Source organism: Microbispora sp. H10670 (assembly GCF_014161385.1).
GTDB lineage: Bacteria > Actinomycetota > Actinomycetes > Streptosporangiales > Streptosporangiaceae > Microbispora > Microbispora triticiradicis.
In genome coordinates this window covers 312,783-328,712 of sequence record NZ_JABBWW010000004.1, presented here as the reverse complement: position 1 = coordinate 328,712, position 15,930 = coordinate 312,783, and the positions used below count along the sequence as shown (strand labels likewise).

The window sequence follows — 15,930 nt, the reverse complement described above, 5'->3', positions numbered from 1 at the left end:
GGCCAAGGATTCAGAGCCACCGGAGCATGTAGATCTCGTCCCGCTCGTCGCCGGGCGCCAGCCGGATCGAGCGGGGCACCCGGCCGACCTCCCGGTAGCCCGCGCTCGCGTAGAAGGCGTCCACCCCGGTGCCGCCGCGGCAGGTGAGCTGCAGCGCCTCCAGGCCGAGGGACCGCGCGGCGTCGTCGGCCGCGCTCAGCAGGGCCCGGCCGTACCCCTTGCCCTGGTGCTTGGGGTGGACCATGACCCGCAGCACCCACCGCCAGTGCGCCCGCAGGCGCGAGTCGTTGTCGGCCAGGATGAGCCAGGCGGCGACCTCGCCGTCGTCGCCGAACCCGGCGAGGAGGCTGTCCGGGGCTCCCGGCCCACTCGCGGAGCGGGTCCGGGCGAACGCCTTCTCCGCCGTCGGCCTGATGACGTCCGGCGTCACGGGAGGCACGAAGCCGACGGCGCCGTCCGCGTTGGTCACCTCCGTCCAGCAGAGCAGGAGCTGCTCGAAGAGCTCGGGGGTCATCTCCGGGTCGAGGACGAAACGCATGGCCCGGACGTTACCAAGCACCGGGAGAGGCGCTCGGGGCGATACCGCTCCACGGCAGGGTCAGCTCGCCGAGCCGCCACCGTCCCGGGCCCCCGGCCGGCGGCAGGGTCTCCACCGGCCAGTCCCGCGCCACCAGCTCGGCCGCCCTGATCCAGCGCTGCCGGGCGCCGTACGCGCCGAAGGGGGCGCAGGTCGCCCAGGCGCGGTCCCAGTCCGCCAGGAACGCGTGGACCGGCTGCCCGGGGACGTTGCGGTGGATCAGCGTCTTGGGCAGCCGCTCGGCCAGGTCGGACGGCCGCCCGAAGCCGGTGAAGCGGGCCGCGAAGGTCAGCGTCCGCGGCCCCTCGGCGCCGAGCGCCACCCAGGTCGCCCGGTGGCCGATCTCCGAGCAGGTGCCCTCGACGACCACTCCCGAGGGGTGCAGGCCCGCGCGGAGCAGGTCCCAGTGCGCCCACGCCTCGTCCTCGCCGTACTGCCGCAGCACGTTGAACGCGCGGACGATCAGCGGCGGGCGGGGGACCGGCAGCTCGAAGCCGCCCCTGACGAACGACAGCCCCTCCCGCTCGTACGGCCTGGCCGCCGCGACCCGGCCGGGGTCGATCTCGACGCCCACCACCTCGACGACCGGGCAGACCCGGCGCAGCCTGGTGAACAGCTCGGTCGTCGTGACGTGGGACGCGCCGTAGCCGAGGTCGACCACCAGCGGCGGCGCCGTCCCCGCGCGGCCCGAGCGCAGCAGCGGGCCGTACACGGCGGCGATCCAGCGGTCGCAGCGGCGCAGCCGGTTGTGCCCGGTCGTGCCGCGGGTGACCGCCCCGACGGGCCGGCCGGGCCGGACCGGCCTCATGACCCGGACGTGACCCGGTGCACCTTGTGCTGGGCGGCCTGGGCCCGGGGCCGCACGACCAGCCGGTCGATGTTGACGTGGGCCGGGCGGGTCACCGCGAAGGCGATCACGTCGGCGATGTCGTCGGCGGTCAGCGGGCCGGGGACGCCCTCGTACAGCTTGGCCGCCCGCTCGGCGTCGCCCCCGAAGCGGGTCAGCGCGAACTCGTCGGTCTTCACCATGCCCGGGGCGACCTCGACCACCCGCACCGGCTCGCCGCACAGCTCCAGGCGGAGGGTCTCGGTCATCGCGGTCTGCGCGTGCTTGGCCGCGCAGTAGCCGCCGCCCCCCTCGTACGACACGAAGGCCGCCGTCGAGGTGAGCATCACCAGCACGCCGTCACCCGACGCGACGAGCTTCGGCAGCAGGGCCCGGGTCACCCGCAGGGCGCCGAGCACGTTCACGTCGTACATCCGCTGCCAGTCGTCCACCTGGGCTCCCGCCACCGGCTCCAGCCCGAACGCGCCGCCGGCGTTGTTCACCAGGACGTCGCAGCGGTCGAGCGAGCCGGCCAGCGCGTCCACCGACGCCTGGTCGGTCACGTCGAGCGTCACCGGGCGGACGCCCGGCACCTCGGCCGCCAGCTTGTCGAGCCGGTCCCGCCGCCGCGCCGCGGCCACCACGCGGTAGCCCTCGGCGGCGAGCCGCCGGGCCGTCGCCTCGCCGATGCCGCTGCTGGCGCCGGTCACCACCGCGGTCCTGACCTCCGGATCGGTCACCGTCGGATCGGTCATCGTCACCGACATCCTCCCTCTACGCCGCTCCTCTGGGCGCCCCCGGGAGTCCCCCTGAGGCAGCCGCCATCCTCTCAGGACCCCCGGCGCTCACAGGTGTCGGGGAATCCGGTGATGATTTTGGTGGTTGTAAGCCTTTCGGAGGTGGTTCGGGTGTCGGTCTTTCGGCGTCGGGTCAACCGCGTCGCGACCATAAGCGTGCACACGTCCCCGCTTGACCAGCCGGGCACGGGCGACGCGGGCGGCATGAACGTCTACATTCTCGAGGTCGCCAAGCGGCTCGCCGCGCTCGGCATCGAGGTGGAGATCTTCACGCGGCGCACCGCACGCGACCTGCCGCCGGAGGCCGAGCTGAGCCCCGGCGTGCTGGTCCGCCACGTCACGGCGGGGCCGTACGAGGAGCTCGGCCGCGCCGACCTCCCGGGCCAGTTGTGCGGCTTCCTGTCCGGCGTCCTGCGCACCGAGGCGATGTACGACCCCGGCCGCTACGACGTGATCCATTCCCACTACTGGCTGTCCGGCCAGGTGGGCTGGCTGGCCAAGGAGCGCTGGGGCGTGCCGCTCGTGCACACCATGCACACGATGGCCAAGGTCAAGAACGCCCTGCTCGCGGAGGGCGACAAGCCCGAGCCGGCGATGCGGGTGCTGGGCGAGGAGCAGGTCGTGGAGGTCGCCGACCGCCTGGTCGCCAACACCGCCGCCGAGGCGGAGGAGCTGATCGACCTCTACAAGGCGCCGCGTGAGCGCGTGGCCGTGGTCAATCCCGGCGTGAACCTCGCCGTCTTCCAGCCCGCGTCGAAGGGCGCCGCCCGGCGCCGCCTCGGCCTCCCGCAGGACGCCCACGTGCTGCTGTTCGTGGGCCGCATCCAGCCGCTCAAGGCCCCCGACGTGCTGCTCAGGGCCGCCGCCCGGATGCTCGTCGAGGACCCCTCGCTGCGGTCGCGGCTCGTCGTCGCCTGCGTGGGCGGGCCCAGCGGCAACGGCCTCGCCCGTCCCGCGCTGCTCAGCGACCTCGCCGCCGAGCTCGGCATCTCCGACGTCGTACGGCTCGCGCCGCCCGCCCCGCAGCACGAGCTCGCCGACTGGTACCGGGCCGCCGACGTGACCGTCGTGCCCTCGCACAACGAGTCGTTCGGCCTGGTGGCGCTGGAGTCGCAGGCGTGCGGCACCCCCGTCGTCGCCGCCGCGGTCGGCGGGCTGCGCACCGCCGTCCGGGACGGCGTGTCCGGCGTGCTGGTGGACGGGCACGACCCGCACGACTGGGCGCGGGAGCTGGGCCTGCTGACCGGGCGTCCCGAGCGGCTCGCCGCGCTCGCCGCCAGCGCCGTGGAGCACGCGACCGCCTTCGGCTGGTCGGCGACCGCCGCCCGCCTCGCCGAGGTCTACGCCGGCGCCAAGGCCCAGCTCCACCGCACTCCCATCGCGGTCAGCTCGTAGTCTGGCGAGATGAGAACCGAGCTCGAAGCCGTGATCGAGTCGGCGCTGGAGTCCGCCGAGCTGTCCTACGAACAGCCCAGACCGGGCGCGTTCCTGGTGAAGCTGCCGGGCCGGCACAAGCTCGCCACCATGACCTGGCTCGTCGTCGGCGACCAGGCGCTGACCGTCGAGGCGTTCTTCTGCCGGCAGCCCGACGAGAACCACGCCGAGTTCTACCGCTGGCTGCTGCACAAGAACGGCTCGATGTACGGCGTCCACTTCGCCGTGGACGCCGTGGGCGACGTGCACCTGGTCGGCCGGCTGCCGCTCGGCGCGGTGACCGGCGAGGAGATCGACCGGATCCTCGGCTGCGTGCTCACCTACTCGGACGAGTCGTTCGACCGTGCCCTTGAGCTGGGCTTCGCGTCGTCCATCAGGCGCGAATGGGAGTGGCGGGTCAAGCGCGGCGAGTCGCTGGCGAACCTCCAGGCGTTCGCCCGCGTGGTCGACTCCTGACCAACGGGCCGTCAACCGTACGCCGATAGGATTGGCCGCATGGCTACTTTGGTGCTGCTGCGGCACGGTGAGAGCGAATGGAACGTCAAGGGCCTGTTCACCGGTTGGGTGGACGTCACCCTCTCGCCGACCGGCGAGGAGGAGGCGCGGCGGGGCGGGCAGCTGCTCCTCGAGGCCGGCATCCGGCCCGACGTGGTGCACACCTCGGTGCTCACCCGGGCGATCAGGACCGCCAACATCGCCCTTGAGGCGGCCGACCTGCTGTGGCTCCCGGTGAAGCGCTCCTGGAGGCTGAACGAGCGTCACTACGGGGCGCTCCAGGGCAAGGACAAGGCGCAGACCCGCGCCGAGTTCGGCGACGAGCAGTTCATGCTGTGGCGCCGGTCGTACGACGTGCCGCCGCCGCCGATCGCCGACGACGACGAGTACTCCCAGCTCGGCGACGGCCGCTACTCGCTGCTGCCGTCGGAGCTGGTGCCGCGCACCGAGTGCCTCAAGGACGTCGTCGGCCGGATGCTGCCGTACTGGTACGACGAGATCGTCCCCGACCTGACCGGCGGCCGCACGGTGCTGGTCGTCGCGCACGGCAACTCCCTGCGCGCGCTGGTCAAGCACCTGGAGGGCATCAGCGACGAGGACATCGCGGGCCTGAACATCCCCACCGGCATCCCGCTGCGCTACGAGCTCGACGACGACTTCCGGCCGGTCGGCAAGGGCGAGTACCTCGACCCCGCCGCCGCCGCGGCCGCCATCGAGGCCGTCGCCAACCAGGGCAAGAAGTAACTCCCGCTTCCGTCACCACGGCCGCGCCCCTCCCGAGGGGACGCGGCCGTGTCCGTGTGCGGGTCGCCCCGCACAGCGCGCGGCCTACTTGTAGACGACGGTCTTCTTCGCCCTGCCGGGGAAGACCTCGATCAGGATCCGTACGGCGCCGTCGGGGGGATCGGGCACCTGGTAGACGAGCTCGCGGCCGCGCAGGTGGACCCTGACCCGGTAGGAGCCCGGCCCGCGAGTGGTGAGCCCGGTCAGTCTCCGTCCGTCGCCGTCGACGAGCTCCAGGGCCCCGGCCGGGCTCTCGTACCCCACCTCGACCACCTCCTCCCAGCCTCTGGTCTCCACGGGCGGGCGCCGGGTGTAGGACTCGACGGTCACGCAGGCGTGCCCGGCCTCGTCGGCGGCCCAGATCGCGAGCGTGCCCCGGCCGCTTCCGACCAGGTCTCTCACCAGGTCCGGCGGATTGCCCTCGTAGCCGTCCTCCCAGCCGTCGATGGTCCAGAACTCGGTCCACATCGTGGCCCGGCGCTGCCGTACGGGCCTGATCTCCGGCCGGTGCCGCGGCAGCGCCGCGCACACCTTCTCCTTCTCGGCGACGTAGGCGTCCGACTCCGCCTGCCGCCGCTCCTCCTCCGCCTGCTGCCTGTTCGCCACGGCCGGGCACAGGACCGCGAGCTTCATCGCCAGGGACGCCTCCGGGGCCTCCTGGACGACCCGCGCGCCGATGTCACCGCCGTGCCGCTCGGCCAGCGCGCACAGGTGCCGCCCCTGGGCCAGGACGGCCGCGTCGGACGCCTCGTCCCACCCCTCGACACCGGAGTCGTACGAGGGGTCGGACGGGAGGCCGTAGCCGCGGACCGCGCAGAGGAAGTGCCGTTCCCCCGTGGTCAACCCTTTCACGGTGCCGTCGCCGAAGCCGGCGCAGTCGAGTTCCGAATCGGTGCTCACCCTGCCGGAGGCGGCTGACGCCGCCGGAAACAGGACGACCGCGGCCACCGCCAAGGCGGCCGCCGCCGTACGGGCGATCGGGCCGCGCCGCACGAACACGCGCCGTGGAACGCGTACGGCGAGCAGGACGAGCAGCGGCGGAAGGGCGTCGTAGAGCCCCCACCCGACCTGCGAGGAGAACACCTCCGGTGGTCCCCACATCTGCGCGCACCCGGGGCCGAGCGCGGCGTCCAGCGTGGGGAGCAGGAACTCGGGGAGGGCGAGGACGAGCAGCACGACGGCGACGCAACGGCCGATGATCCTGCCGAGCCGGGCCCGTCCCCTCCGGACGCCGAGCCACCAGCCCGCGAAGCCCAGGACGACCAGCGGGGCTCCGTTGGCCGCGAGGAGGAGGAAGTCGATGACCGGGTATGCCGGGATATAGACCCGTTCGTAGATCTCCCACCCGGGGCAGGAGAACCCGAAGGACACCGTCGAGAAGAAGCTTTCGACGGTTTCGCCGCCGGTCAGGAGCGACGCGATCCAGAAGTAGAGGGTTGGGGCCGCCGAGATCAGCACCGCCGCCGCCCAGAGCACCCATGATCGTCTCGGCACGGGAGCGCAGACTACGCGACCCGTGCGACAGAACCGATGCGAGAGCCCCGGCCCCCCGAGGACCGGGGCTTTCGCGGCTTCTTCTCGCCGTCCCCGTACGCCGTGGCGCGTCAGCCGGTGAGGGCGTCCGCGTCGCGGGTGCCGGTGACGAGGTACACCACGTCACGGGCGACGCGTACGGCGTGGTCGGCGTACCGCTCGTAGTAGCGGCCGGCCAGCGTGATGTCGATCGCGGCCTCGATGCCGTGCTCCCAGTCCTTGGAGAGCAGGACGCGGAACAGGCGGCGGTGACGCCGGTCCATGGCGTCGTCGTCCTCCTCCAGCTCCTTGGCGAGGTCGATGTCCCGGGAGGCGATGCAGCTGCCCGCCTTGGTGATCAGGTTCTCGGCGATGGCGCCCATCTCCACGAACGTCTCACGGAGCTCGGCCGGGATGGCCGACTCGGGGTGGCGCATCCGCGCCAGCTTGGCGATGTGCTCGGCCAGGTCGCCCATCCGCTCCAGGTCGGCGGCCATCCGCAGCGCGGTGATGACGGTGCGCAGGTCGACCGCCACCGGCTGCTGGGTGGCCATGAGTTCGTAGATCGAGGTTTCCAGCTCCATGTGCAGCCGGTCGACCTCGGCGTCCTGGGCGATGACGCTCTCCGCCAGCTGCAGGTCGGCGTCGAGCAGGGCGGTCGTCCCCCTCGACATGGCCGACCGCACCAGGCGTGTCATCTCCACCAGGCGGTCGGTCAGACCGGCCAGCTCTTCGTGATAGGCGTCGCGCATGGCCGCCACGCTACGCGCGCGCCGATGAACGAATTCCGACCGCCGGATGAACTTTTCCGGAAAGAGGAGGGTCGTGCCTGGTCGGACAGGTGGAGGAACCCGAAATGCCGCCTAGGCTGCTGAATGTGAACGAGTTGCTGGCGAGCCTGGCGGCGATGGGCGGATTCGTCCTCGGCTCCTTCGTCATGCTCGCGATCCGACGGCAGACGTACAAGCCCCCAGAGCCCGACCCGGTGGACGACACCCTGCCTCCGGGCGTGGCGTCGGTGCTGGCCGTGCTCCCGTCCTCGGCGGTCGTGCTCGACCGCGAGGACCGGGTGCTGCGCGCGAGTTCGGCGGCGCGTGCCTTCGGCCTCGTACGCGGAGAGTCGCTGATGGCCGCCGAACTGCTCGCGCTGGCCCGAAAGGTCCGCCGGGACGGCGAGATCCGCGAGAGCGAGATAGAGACCGCCGGGCGCAAGTTCGGGCAGGAGTCCACGTCGTTCGCGGTCCGGGTGGCCCCGCTGGGCTCCCACGGGCAGGTGCTCGTGCTCGCCGAGGACCAGACCGAGCGCCAGCGGGTCGAGGCCGTACGCCGGGACTTCGTCGCCAACGTCAGCCACGAGCTGAAGACGCCGGTCGGCGCGCTGAGCCTGCTCGCCGAGACCATCGAGGACGCCGCCGACGACCCAGAGGCCGTCAAGAGGTTCTCCGGACGGATGCAGCACGAGGCCGCCCGGCTGACGTACCTGGTGCAGGACCTCATCACGCTGTCGCGGATCCAGGGCGGCGAGCCCATCCCCGCGCCGGGGCAGGTGCCGGTGGACGAGACCGTCCACGAGGCCATCGACCGGTGCAACACCAAGGCGGCGGCGAAGGACATCACGCTGGTGGCGGGCGGCACCGAGGGGCTCAAGGTCTGGGGCGACGAGGAGCTTCTCGTCACCGCCCTGCGCAACCTCATCGACAACGCCGTCGCCTACAGCCCGGACCACACCCGGGTCGTCATCAGCGCCCGACCGGCCGGGAACGCCGTCGAGGTGAGCGTCAGCGACCAGGGCATCGGCATCCCCGAGAGTGCCCAGGAACGCATCTTCGAGCGGTTCTTCCGCGTCGACGCGGCGAGGTCGCGGGCCACCGGCGGCACCGGGCTGGGGCTCGCGATCGTCAAACACGTGGCCGGCGCCCACGGGGGCGAGGTCACCGTGTGGAGCAAGGAAGGCTCCGGATCCACCTTCACGCTTCGCCTTCCCGCGTTCGGCGGTCAGGCGGTCCCCGTACCAAGCACGATCATCCCCCAGGAGGCCGCTAAGTGACTCGGGTACTCGTCGTCGAGGACGAGGAGTCGTTCTCGGACGCCCTGTCGTACATGCTCAGGAAGGAAGGGTTCGAGGTCGCCGTGGCGGCCACCGGCCCCGAGGCCCTGGAGACCTTCGACCGCAACGGAGCCGATCTCGTCCTGCTCGACCTGATGCTCCCGGGCCTGCCCGGAACCGAGGTCTGCCGGTCGCTCCGGCAGCGGTCCAAGGTGCCCGTCATCATGCTGACCGCCAAGGACAGTGAGATCGACAAGGTCGTGGGCCTGGAGCTGGGCGCCGACGACTACGTGACCAAGCCGTTCTCGTCCCGCGAACTGGTGGCGCGCATCCGCGCGGTGCTGCGCCGTCAGGGCGACGTCGAGGAGATGGAGTCGGCGGTGCTGACCGGCGGGCCGGTCCGCATGGACGTCGACCGGCACATCGTGGCGGTGCGCGGCCGCCAGGTGCAGCTTCCGCTCAAGGAGTTCGAGCTGCTGGAGGTGCTGCTGCGCAACGCCGGTCGGGTGCTCACCCGCGGCCAGCTCATCGACCGGGTCTGGGGCGCCGACTACGTGGGCGACACCAAGACACTCGACGTGCACGTCAAGCGGCTGCGCGCGAAGGTCGAGGCCGACCCGTCCAACCCGCGCTGCATCCTGACCGTGCGCGGCCTGGGCTACAAGTTCGACCCCGCCGAGGAGTGACCCGTACGGCATGAGCCCCTGTCCGGTCGCGGACAGGGGCTCTCGTGTTCCTCCGGGTGTCCTGCTGGGTGGCCTGCTGGGTGGCCTGCGCTCTCTCGCGCCGGCTCACCCGGCAGGGGCGCTCGGGGAGCCGGAGGGCGCGGCCTGGCCGGCCCCGGGCAGCGCGGTGTCCGTCGGCGCCGGGCTCGCGCCGGCCGGGGCCGAGGCCGCCGGTGTGGGCGTCGCCTGGGCGGCCGGGGGCAGCGTGGCGTACTCCCGGCTGCGGGTGACGACGGGCGCGATGACCGGGATGTCGCCGGCCTTCTGGAACCGCAGCGTGAGCTGGACGGTCTCGCCGCCGCGCAGGGCCGTCTTCAGCCCCTCGATCGTGACGCCGGGGGTCTTGGCGAGCGTGCCGGGCTCCAGCGTGATGGGGCTCGGCACCTTCACCGAGGTGGCCTTCTGCTCCTCCGGCACGATGCCGACGAGCTGGTCCGCGGCCCCCGTGCCGTTCAGGAGGGTGAGGTGGATCGGCGCCGACCCGCCGGCGGCGATCTGCTCGCCGGAGTCCGGCCCGAGGATGAACGCCTGCGGGATCTTGACGCCGTTCATGCCGTAGGTCTGGCCGGAACCGTCATCGGAGATGAGGACCCCGGCCTCGCCGGGGGCGTAAGGCACATTGGTGTTGGCGTCGAAACCGGCGCCACACGCGGCCAGCGCAGGGATGGCGGCGGCGAGGAGCGCGGCAACGGCGATCGCCCTGCGACGGCTGCTGCTGGTCACGGTTCGAGGTCTCCTTGGTACGCACGTGTATGGGCAGCAATCACCTTATCCGCGCCGGTCCCCGGTCCGGCGTCGGCTCCCGCCCGTGGCCCGTAGCACCGCAGGTCACCCCTTGTGTCGCACCGGCCCATTCACAGAGTGGATTGCTTGTCAAGCCCCAAAACGGGGCTTTGACCTGCAGTTATGTTTCTTTCACTGTTCCGGGAGGCGGGAACCGCGTGGTACTCTGGAGTACAGCGGAAGGGGTACTCGTCACATGACTTTCCAGGTCGGCGACACTGTCGTCTACCCCCACCATGGGGCTGCTCGGATCGAGGCCATCACGACCCGAACCATCAAGGGTGAGGAAAAGACCTACCTGGTGCTCAAGGTCGACAAGGGCGACCTGACCGTACAGGTACCAGCAGAGAATGCCGAGCTCGTCGGTGTGCGCGACGTCGTCGGCCAAGAAGGACTCGAGCGGGTCTTCGACGTGCTGCGCATGCCGCACACGGAGGAGCCCACCAACTGGTCCCGCCGCTACAAGGCCAACCTTGAGAAGCTGGCGTCGGGAGACGTCAACAAGGTGGCCGAGGTGGTGCGCGACCTGTGGCGGCGCGACAAGGAGCGCGGCCTGTCCGCGGGTGAGAAGCGCATGCTCGCCAAGGCGCGCCAGATCCTCGTCAGCGAGCTCGCGCTGGCCGAGAAGACCAACGAGGACAAGGCCGAGGCCCTGCTCGACGAGGTGCTCAACTCCTGAACACGACATTGCCAAGGGTGGGCGTCGGAGTCGACGTCCACCCTTTCGCATCTGGGAGAGATCTTCATCTCGCCGGGCTGCTCTGGCCGGGCGAGACCGGGCTGGCCGGCCACTCGGACGGTGACGCGGCGGCCCACGCGTGCTGCGACGCGCTGCTGTCGGCGGCCGGGCTCGGAGACGTCGGCGCGCTCTTCGGTACCGCCGACCCCCGCTGGGCCGGCGCCGCGGGCGTCACACTCCTGGAGGAGGCGGCCCGTCAGGTGCGGGCGGCCGGCTTCGAGATCGGCAACCTGGCGGTTCAGATCATCGGGAACCGCCCGAAGGTGGCACCCCGCCGCGCGGAGGCGGAGAAGGCCCTCGGGGCCGCCGCGGGGGCGCCGGTGAGCGTCAGCGCCACCACGACCGACGGTCTCGGGCTCACGGGCCGGGGTGAAGGGATCGCGGCCGTCGCGACCGCCCTGATCGTGCCGGCGTGAATGTCCCGTTCCAATCGGACATGCCAACCTGATTGAGGCCCGGCGCGTCTCACTAACACGTGGGCGGCGGCACGAACCAGGCGCGGAATCGAGCCGCCGCCCTCTTTTTTCTTTCGTGGGATGCATATTCCCGTCCCATGGGGTAGCCCACAGTTCGAGGATGAAAGGGTCACCCTCAACGGGAGGTCGATATGACAATCGAGTCCATTCTCGGCGCTATCATCATCGGCGCGATCGTCGGCGCCGTGGGCCGTCTGATCCTGCCCGGGCGGCAGCCGATCGGCTGGCTGCTGACGATCGTCGTCGGCATCGTCGCGGCCCTCATCGGTACCGCGATCGCGCAGGTCATGGGTGTCGCCACGACTGATGGCATCGACTGGATCGAACTGGTCATGCAGGTCGTACTGGCCGTCGTCGGTGTCGGCATCGTCGCCGGCCTGAAGCGAGGGTCGCGAGTGTAAGACACTCGCCTGGTAGGGCGGCTCCCGCCCCAATCAACGGCGCAGGCCCGTCCGGCTCCCCAGCCGGGCGGGCCTGCACCGCGTTCGGGCCGCCGCGCGTCTGCCGGTGACGCCTGTCAGGCAGGCGGGCGGGGGGTGCTGCGCATCCGGCCCGACGGCGGTGCCGTGGGCACGGACTCCTCGCCGTCCTCCGCGGCCTCCTGCCCGGTGTCCTGTGCGGTCTCCGTGTCCTGTGCGGTCTCCTGCGAGGACCGCTCGCCGCCCTCGGCGACGTACGGGTCGTGCCGTCTCGCCTGCTCGTCCGGCTCGGCGCAGTCCGCCGCGTGAGCGGGATCGGGGACGTCGCGGATGGTGCGGAGCGGCTGGGTGTCGATGCCCGCCTCGTCCTGCGGGTCTTCCCCCTGTGAGCCGGCCACGATGTCGTCCGTCCCGGGAGTCTCCTCGGCCGGCTTCGGCCGGGGATGCACGAGGACGTCGCCGGTGTGGGGCCGGACGAGATCGCCCCAGCGCACCGGCCGGTTCCGCCGCGGCGGGGCCGCCTGCTCGGCCGGGCGTGGGCTCTCGGGGCTCGCGGGGATCTCGGTGCTCGCGGGGATCTCGGTGGAGCCGGTGCCGGCCGGGCCGGGGTTCCCGGGCGTGTCGTCGGCCGGGCGCTCCGGCGCGGGCGAAGCCGCCTCGGCGGGCTCCTCCACGGGAAGCTCCGTCACGGGGGGCGTCGGGGGCGCCGCCGTCGGGGGCACAACGGCCAGGGCCTCGGGGTCGTCCCGCTCCTCGTCGGTCTCGGGGGCCGTTTCGGATCCCGTCTCGGTGACAGTGCCGTGGACCGCCTCGGCGGGCAGCCGTACGCCGTCCTCGTCGGTGTCAGGGGTGACGACGCCGGTCGCTTCGCCGTCGGCTGGAGCGGTGGCCGGCAGGGGCGGGGCGTACTCGGGTGGTGCGACCGTCTCGGAGACCGGGCTGACCGGCAGCGGAGGGACGTAGCCGGGGGGCGCCACGGCCTCGGGCACGGGATTCATCGGAGCGGCGTGCTCCTCGGCGGGAGGCGGCGGGGGAGTGCGCCGTTCCTCGCGGACGACGGGATAGGGGGCGGTGGCGGCCGGCAGGGGGGCGCGCCGGCTCATGGGCTCGCCGTCGAACGGCAGGAGGCCCTCGTCGGAGTCGCCGTCCAGGTCCAGGTCGGCCCGGTTGGTCCGCACGTGTTTCAGCAGGAGCAGCAGCAGCCACAGGCCGACGGTGAGCATCACCCAGGGCAGCAGCGCGACGACGAGCGCCGCGGCCTCGGGATCGAAGGAGACGCCCATGGCGGTCGAGGCGTTCGCGGCGGCGGCGGACGCGAGGAGGACCAGCAGGACGAAGCCCGCCTGCACCCGGACCAGGAGACGCGCGCCCCGCAGCAGGGGCACGCTGACCAGGGCGACGACCAGCAGGATGTCGAACGCGGCGGGATAGAGGTAGGCGAGGCGGGGCTCGGCGCGTCCGGAGACGGCCAGCGTCCGCAGATCCTCGAAGGAGAGCGCGCAGGCCGCTCCGGCGAGCATCGCGAGGGCGGCGCCCGCGAGGCCGACGGCAAGGCGGCGCAGCACCAGCGGGATACCGGAATAAGTGTTTCGGGACGGGCGGGAGGCCCTGCCTGCCGCGCCGGGGGGAGTGACGTCCATGGCGTTTCGAGCCTACAGAATCGGACCGGCGGGTTGATCGCACTGGGGTGACGGCCCGCTTCGTGTCGTGAGCGGCGTGCCGCGGCGGAGATCGTCCGGGCTTCGCCCGCGTGTCCCGCGGCGTGTGTCCGGGACAGACCGTGAGAGATTCGGCGGGGCCACGAGATCAATACCGGTTTTGCTGCGGCTTAAATCGGGACTTATGTGACGTATGTTTCACTGCTCCGCCAGGCCGAGGCATTCACCGGCGCCCAAGTAGCCCTGTGCTGTGGCGTCAGGCGTTAGCCTAGCCTTCGTGAGCCTGCACCTCTACGACACCAGCACGCGTACGGTCCGTGAATTCGTACCGGTCGAGCCCGGCCGGGTCTCGATGTATCTGTGTGGTGCGACCGTTCAGGCTCCGCCGCACATCGGTCACATCAGGTCCGGCGTGAACTTCGACGTCCTGCGGCGGTGGCTGCTGCGGCAGGGCTACGACGTGATCTTCTGCCGCAACGTGACCGACCTCGACGACAAGATCATCAGGGTGGCCGCCTCGGAGGGCGTGCCCTGGTTCGTCGTCTCCGAACGCAACCAGCGCGCCTTCACCTGGGCGTACGACCAGCTCGGCTGCCTGCCGCCGACCGTCGAGCCGCGCGCGATGGGCCACGTGCCCGAGATGGTCGAGCTCATGCGGCGCCTGATGGACAAGGGGCACGCGTACGCGTCGGGTGGCGACGTCTACTTCGACGTGGTCTCCTACGCCGACCGCTACGGCAAGCTCTCCAACCAGAAGCTGGAGAACATGCGGGCGGCGGGCGACACCGACACCGACTCGCTCAAGCGCGACCCGCGCGACTTCGCGCTGTGGAAGGGCGCCAAGCCCGGCGAGCCGACGTGGCCGACGCCGTGGGGCCGGGGCCGCCCGGGGTGGCACCTGGAGTGCTCGGCCATGGCGACCAAGTATCTCGGCGGCACGTTCGACATCCACGGTGGCGGCGTCGACCTGATCTTCCCGCACCACGAGAACGAGATCGCCCAGTCGCAGGCGGCGGGCGACGGCTTCGCGCGCTACTGGCTGCACAACGGCATGCTCAAGCTCGGCGGCGAGAAGATGAGCAAGTCGCTCGGCAACTCGCTGCTGATCCCGGACATGCTGCGCAAGGTGCGCGCCGTGGAGCTCCGCTACTACCTGGTCGCGGCCCACTACCGCTCCGCCATCGACTACTCCGACGAGGCGCTCCAGGAGGCGGCGGCCGGTTACCGCCGGATCGAGGGGTTCGTCACCCGGGCGGCCGAGGTGATCCACGACGTGGACGCCGCCGCGCCGCTGCCGCAGGCCTTCGTGGACGCACTGGACGACGACCTGAACGTCTCCCAGGCGCTCGCCGTGGTCCACGAGGTCGTCCGCGAGGGCAACGTCGCCCTGGCCCAGGGCAACAAGGAGCAGGTCGCCCGGCTGCTCGCCGAGACGCAGAACATGCTCGACGTGATCGGCCTCGACCCGAGGTCGGAGCAGTGGCGTACGACCGGCGACTCCGGGCTGCGGGAGGTCGTGGACGCGCTCGTGGCGGTGGCGCTGGAGCAGCGGCAGGCGGCCCGTGCCCGCAAGGACTACGCGGCGGCCGACGCGATCCGCGACCAGCTCGCCGCCGCGGGCATCGTGGTCGAGGACACCCCGCAGGGCCCGCGGTGGGAATTGGCACGCTGAACGTGGCCCTACGCTAGAGACCATGGCGGGTAGGGCTTCAGGGAAGCCGTCGAAGAAGCAGGGGCCGACCAAGGGCACGGGCGGCAAGGTCAGGCGCTCTCTGGAAGGCAAGGGAGCGACGCCACCCGCGCACATGCGGCACTGGTACAAGGACAAGGCCCGCGCCGAGCGGATCGAGCGGGAGTCCCGGGGCGGCGGCGCCTCGTCCTCGCGCACGCCGAGCCGTACGCGCAGGGACGACGCGCCCGAGGTCATCGGCGGGCGTAACCCGGTGGTCGAGGCGCTGCGGGCCGGCGTACCCGCGAGCGCGCTGTACGTGGCGCAGCGGATCGACAGCGACGACCGGGTCCGCGAGGCCATCAAGATCGCGGCCGACCGCGGGATCGCGCTGCTGGAGGTCGGCCGCGACAGGCTCGACCGGCTGACCGAGAGCACGGTGCACCAGGGTGTCGGGCTGCAGATCCCGCCGTACGAGTACGCGCATCCCGAGCAGCTCGTGGAGCTGGCCAGGGACGCGGCCGAGGTGCCGCTGATCGTCGCCCTGGACGGCGTGACCGACCCCCGCAACCTCGGCGCCATCGCCCGCTCCGCGACCGCCTTCGGCGCGCACGGGATGCTCGTCCCGTCACGCCGCTCCGCGGGCGTCAGCGCGGGCGCCTGGAAGACCTCGGCGGGGACCCTCGCCACCCTGCCCGTCGCCCGCGCGTCGAACCTCACCCAGACGCTCCAGACGTACCGGGAAGAGGGCCTTTTCGTGGTCGGCCTCGACGGCACCGCCACTGTGGACATCGCCGACGTCGAGCTGGCCTCCGAACCGCTCGTCGTGGTCGTCGGGTCGGAGGGCAAGGGCCTGTCGCGCCTGGTCAGGGAGTCGTGCGACCAGATCGCCCGCATCCCCATGAACGCCGCCGCCGAGTCGCTGAACGCGGGCGTGGCCGCCGGGATCGCCCTCTACGAGGTCGCCCGCCACCGCCGCCGGTGATTCCG

17 protein-coding genes are annotated in these 15,930 nt (G+C 72.0%); 10 read left to right on the top strand and 7 right to left on the bottom strand.

The window, feature by feature from the left end:
• Window positions 1-10 precede the first annotated feature (10 nt).
• From HHX33_RS08905 to HHX33_RS08895, 3 genes are read right to left on the bottom strand one after another with little or no spacing between them, the layout of a single operon-like run.
• Window positions 11-538 carry a GNAT family N-acetyltransferase gene (locus tag HHX33_RS08905; RefSeq protein ID WP_182874137.1) on the bottom strand — a complete coding sequence of 176 codons (528 nt, stop codon included), beginning with the start codon at window positions 536-538 and terminating at the stop codon, window positions 11-13.
• Between the two features lie 10 nt (window positions 539-548).
• Complete coding sequence (locus tag HHX33_RS08900; protein ID WP_182874136.1) at window positions 549-1,385, bottom strand: class I SAM-dependent methyltransferase; 837 nt, start codon at window positions 1,383-1,385, stop codon at window positions 549-551.
• Window positions 1,382-2,158 carry an SDR family NAD(P)-dependent oxidoreductase gene (locus HHX33_RS08895; RefSeq protein ID WP_182874192.1) on the bottom strand — a complete coding sequence of 259 codons (777 nt, stop codon included), beginning with the start codon at window positions 2,156-2,158 and terminating at the stop codon, window positions 1,382-1,384. The genes HHX33_RS08900 and HHX33_RS08895 overlap by 4 nt, the downstream gene beginning before the upstream one ends.
• A gap of 114 nt (window positions 2,159-2,272) precedes the next feature.
• On the opposite strand from HHX33_RS08895, the gene mshA reads away from it, so the two are divergent.
• From mshA to HHX33_RS08880, 3 genes are read left to right on the top strand one after another with little or no spacing between them, the layout of a single operon-like run.
• Window positions 2,273-3,595 (top strand): D-inositol-3-phosphate glycosyltransferase, encoded by a 1,323-nt coding sequence (gene mshA, locus HHX33_RS08890; RefSeq protein WP_182874135.1) that lies wholly within the window; start codon window positions 2,273-2,275, stop codon window positions 3,593-3,595.
• 9 nt (window positions 3,596-3,604) lie between these two features.
• Window positions 3,605-4,090, top strand: a complete 486-nt coding sequence (locus tag HHX33_RS08885) for a YbjN domain-containing protein (protein ID WP_150930995.1) — start codon at window positions 3,605-3,607, stop codon at window positions 4,088-4,090.
• 39 nt (window positions 4,091-4,129) lie between these two features.
• A complete protein-coding gene (locus HHX33_RS08880; protein ID WP_138460544.1) occupies window positions 4,130-4,873 on the top strand; it encodes a phosphoglyceromutase in 744 nt (247 codons plus the stop codon).
• An 84-nt stretch (window positions 4,874-4,957) separates the two neighbouring features.
• Here the strand turns inward: HHX33_RS08880 and HHX33_RS08875 are convergent, their stop codons facing one another.
• On the bottom strand, window positions 4,958-6,406 hold the full coding sequence (locus HHX33_RS08875; protein WP_182874134.1) for a hypothetical protein: 1,449 nt from the start codon (window positions 6,404-6,406) through the stop codon (window positions 4,958-4,960).
• Between the two features lie 110 nt (window positions 6,407-6,516).
• Window positions 6,517-7,176 carry a phosphate signaling complex protein PhoU gene (gene phoU / locus HHX33_RS08870; RefSeq protein WP_111697758.1) on the bottom strand — a complete coding sequence of 220 codons (660 nt, stop codon included), beginning with the start codon at window positions 7,174-7,176 and terminating at the stop codon, window positions 6,517-6,519.
• 104 nt (window positions 7,177-7,280) lie between these two features.
• On the opposite strand from phoU, the gene HHX33_RS08865 reads away from it, so the two are divergent.
• On the top strand, window positions 7,281-8,471 hold the full coding sequence (locus tag HHX33_RS08865; protein WP_182874133.1) for a sensor histidine kinase: 1,191 nt from the start codon (window positions 7,281-7,283) through the stop codon (window positions 8,469-8,471).
• A complete protein-coding gene (locus tag HHX33_RS08860; RefSeq protein WP_111697679.1) occupies window positions 8,468-9,157 on the top strand; it encodes a response regulator transcription factor in 690 nt (229 codons plus the stop codon). Before HHX33_RS08865 ends, HHX33_RS08860 begins: the two co-directional genes overlap by 4 nt.
• Window positions 9,158-9,262: 105 nt before the next feature.
• Here HHX33_RS08860 and HHX33_RS08855 read toward each other — a convergent pair whose 3' ends face one another.
• Window positions 9,263-9,919, bottom strand: a complete 657-nt coding sequence (locus HHX33_RS08855) for a copper chaperone PCu(A)C (protein WP_182874132.1) — start codon at window positions 9,917-9,919, stop codon at window positions 9,263-9,265.
• Between the two features lie 256 nt (window positions 9,920-10,175).
• Here HHX33_RS08855 and HHX33_RS08850 point away from each other — a divergent pair, with 256 nt between their 5' ends.
• From HHX33_RS08850 to HHX33_RS08840, 3 genes are all read left to right on the top strand, one after another.
• Window positions 10,176-10,658 (top strand): CarD family transcriptional regulator, encoded by a 483-nt coding sequence (locus tag HHX33_RS08850; protein WP_030510364.1) that lies wholly within the window; start codon window positions 10,176-10,178, stop codon window positions 10,656-10,658.
• A gap of 17 nt (window positions 10,659-10,675) precedes the next feature.
• Window positions 10,676-11,134, top strand: a complete 459-nt coding sequence (ispF, locus tag HHX33_RS08845; RefSeq protein WP_182874131.1) for a 2-C-methyl-D-erythritol 2,4-cyclodiphosphate synthase — start codon at window positions 10,676-10,678, stop codon at window positions 11,132-11,134.
• Between the two features lie 191 nt (window positions 11,135-11,325).
• Entirely contained in the window at window positions 11,326-11,595 is a 270-nt protein-coding gene (locus HHX33_RS08840) for a GlsB/YeaQ/YmgE family stress response membrane protein (protein WP_182874130.1), read from the top strand.
• 116 nt (window positions 11,596-11,711) lie between these two features.
• Here HHX33_RS08840 and HHX33_RS08835 read toward each other — a convergent pair whose 3' ends face one another.
• The gene (locus HHX33_RS08835; protein ID WP_182874129.1) at window positions 11,712-13,253 is read right to left on the bottom strand and encodes a DUF2637 domain-containing protein; all 1,542 of its coding nucleotides are present in this window, start codon (window positions 13,251-13,253) and stop codon (window positions 11,712-11,714) included.
• 295 nt (window positions 13,254-13,548) lie between these two features.
• Here HHX33_RS08835 and cysS point away from each other — a divergent pair, with 295 nt between their 5' ends.
• Window positions 13,549-14,943, top strand: a complete 1,395-nt coding sequence (gene cysS, locus HHX33_RS08830; RefSeq protein ID WP_182874128.1) for a cysteine--tRNA ligase — start codon at window positions 13,549-13,551, stop codon at window positions 14,941-14,943.
• 22 nt (window positions 14,944-14,965) lie between these two features.
• Window positions 14,966-15,925: a 23S rRNA (guanosine(2251)-2'-O)-methyltransferase RlmB gene (gene rlmB / locus HHX33_RS08825; RefSeq protein WP_182874127.1), complete on the top strand. Its 960-nt coding sequence runs from the start codon at window positions 14,966-14,968 to the stop codon at window positions 15,923-15,925.
• Window positions 15,926-15,930 lie beyond the last annotated feature (5 nt).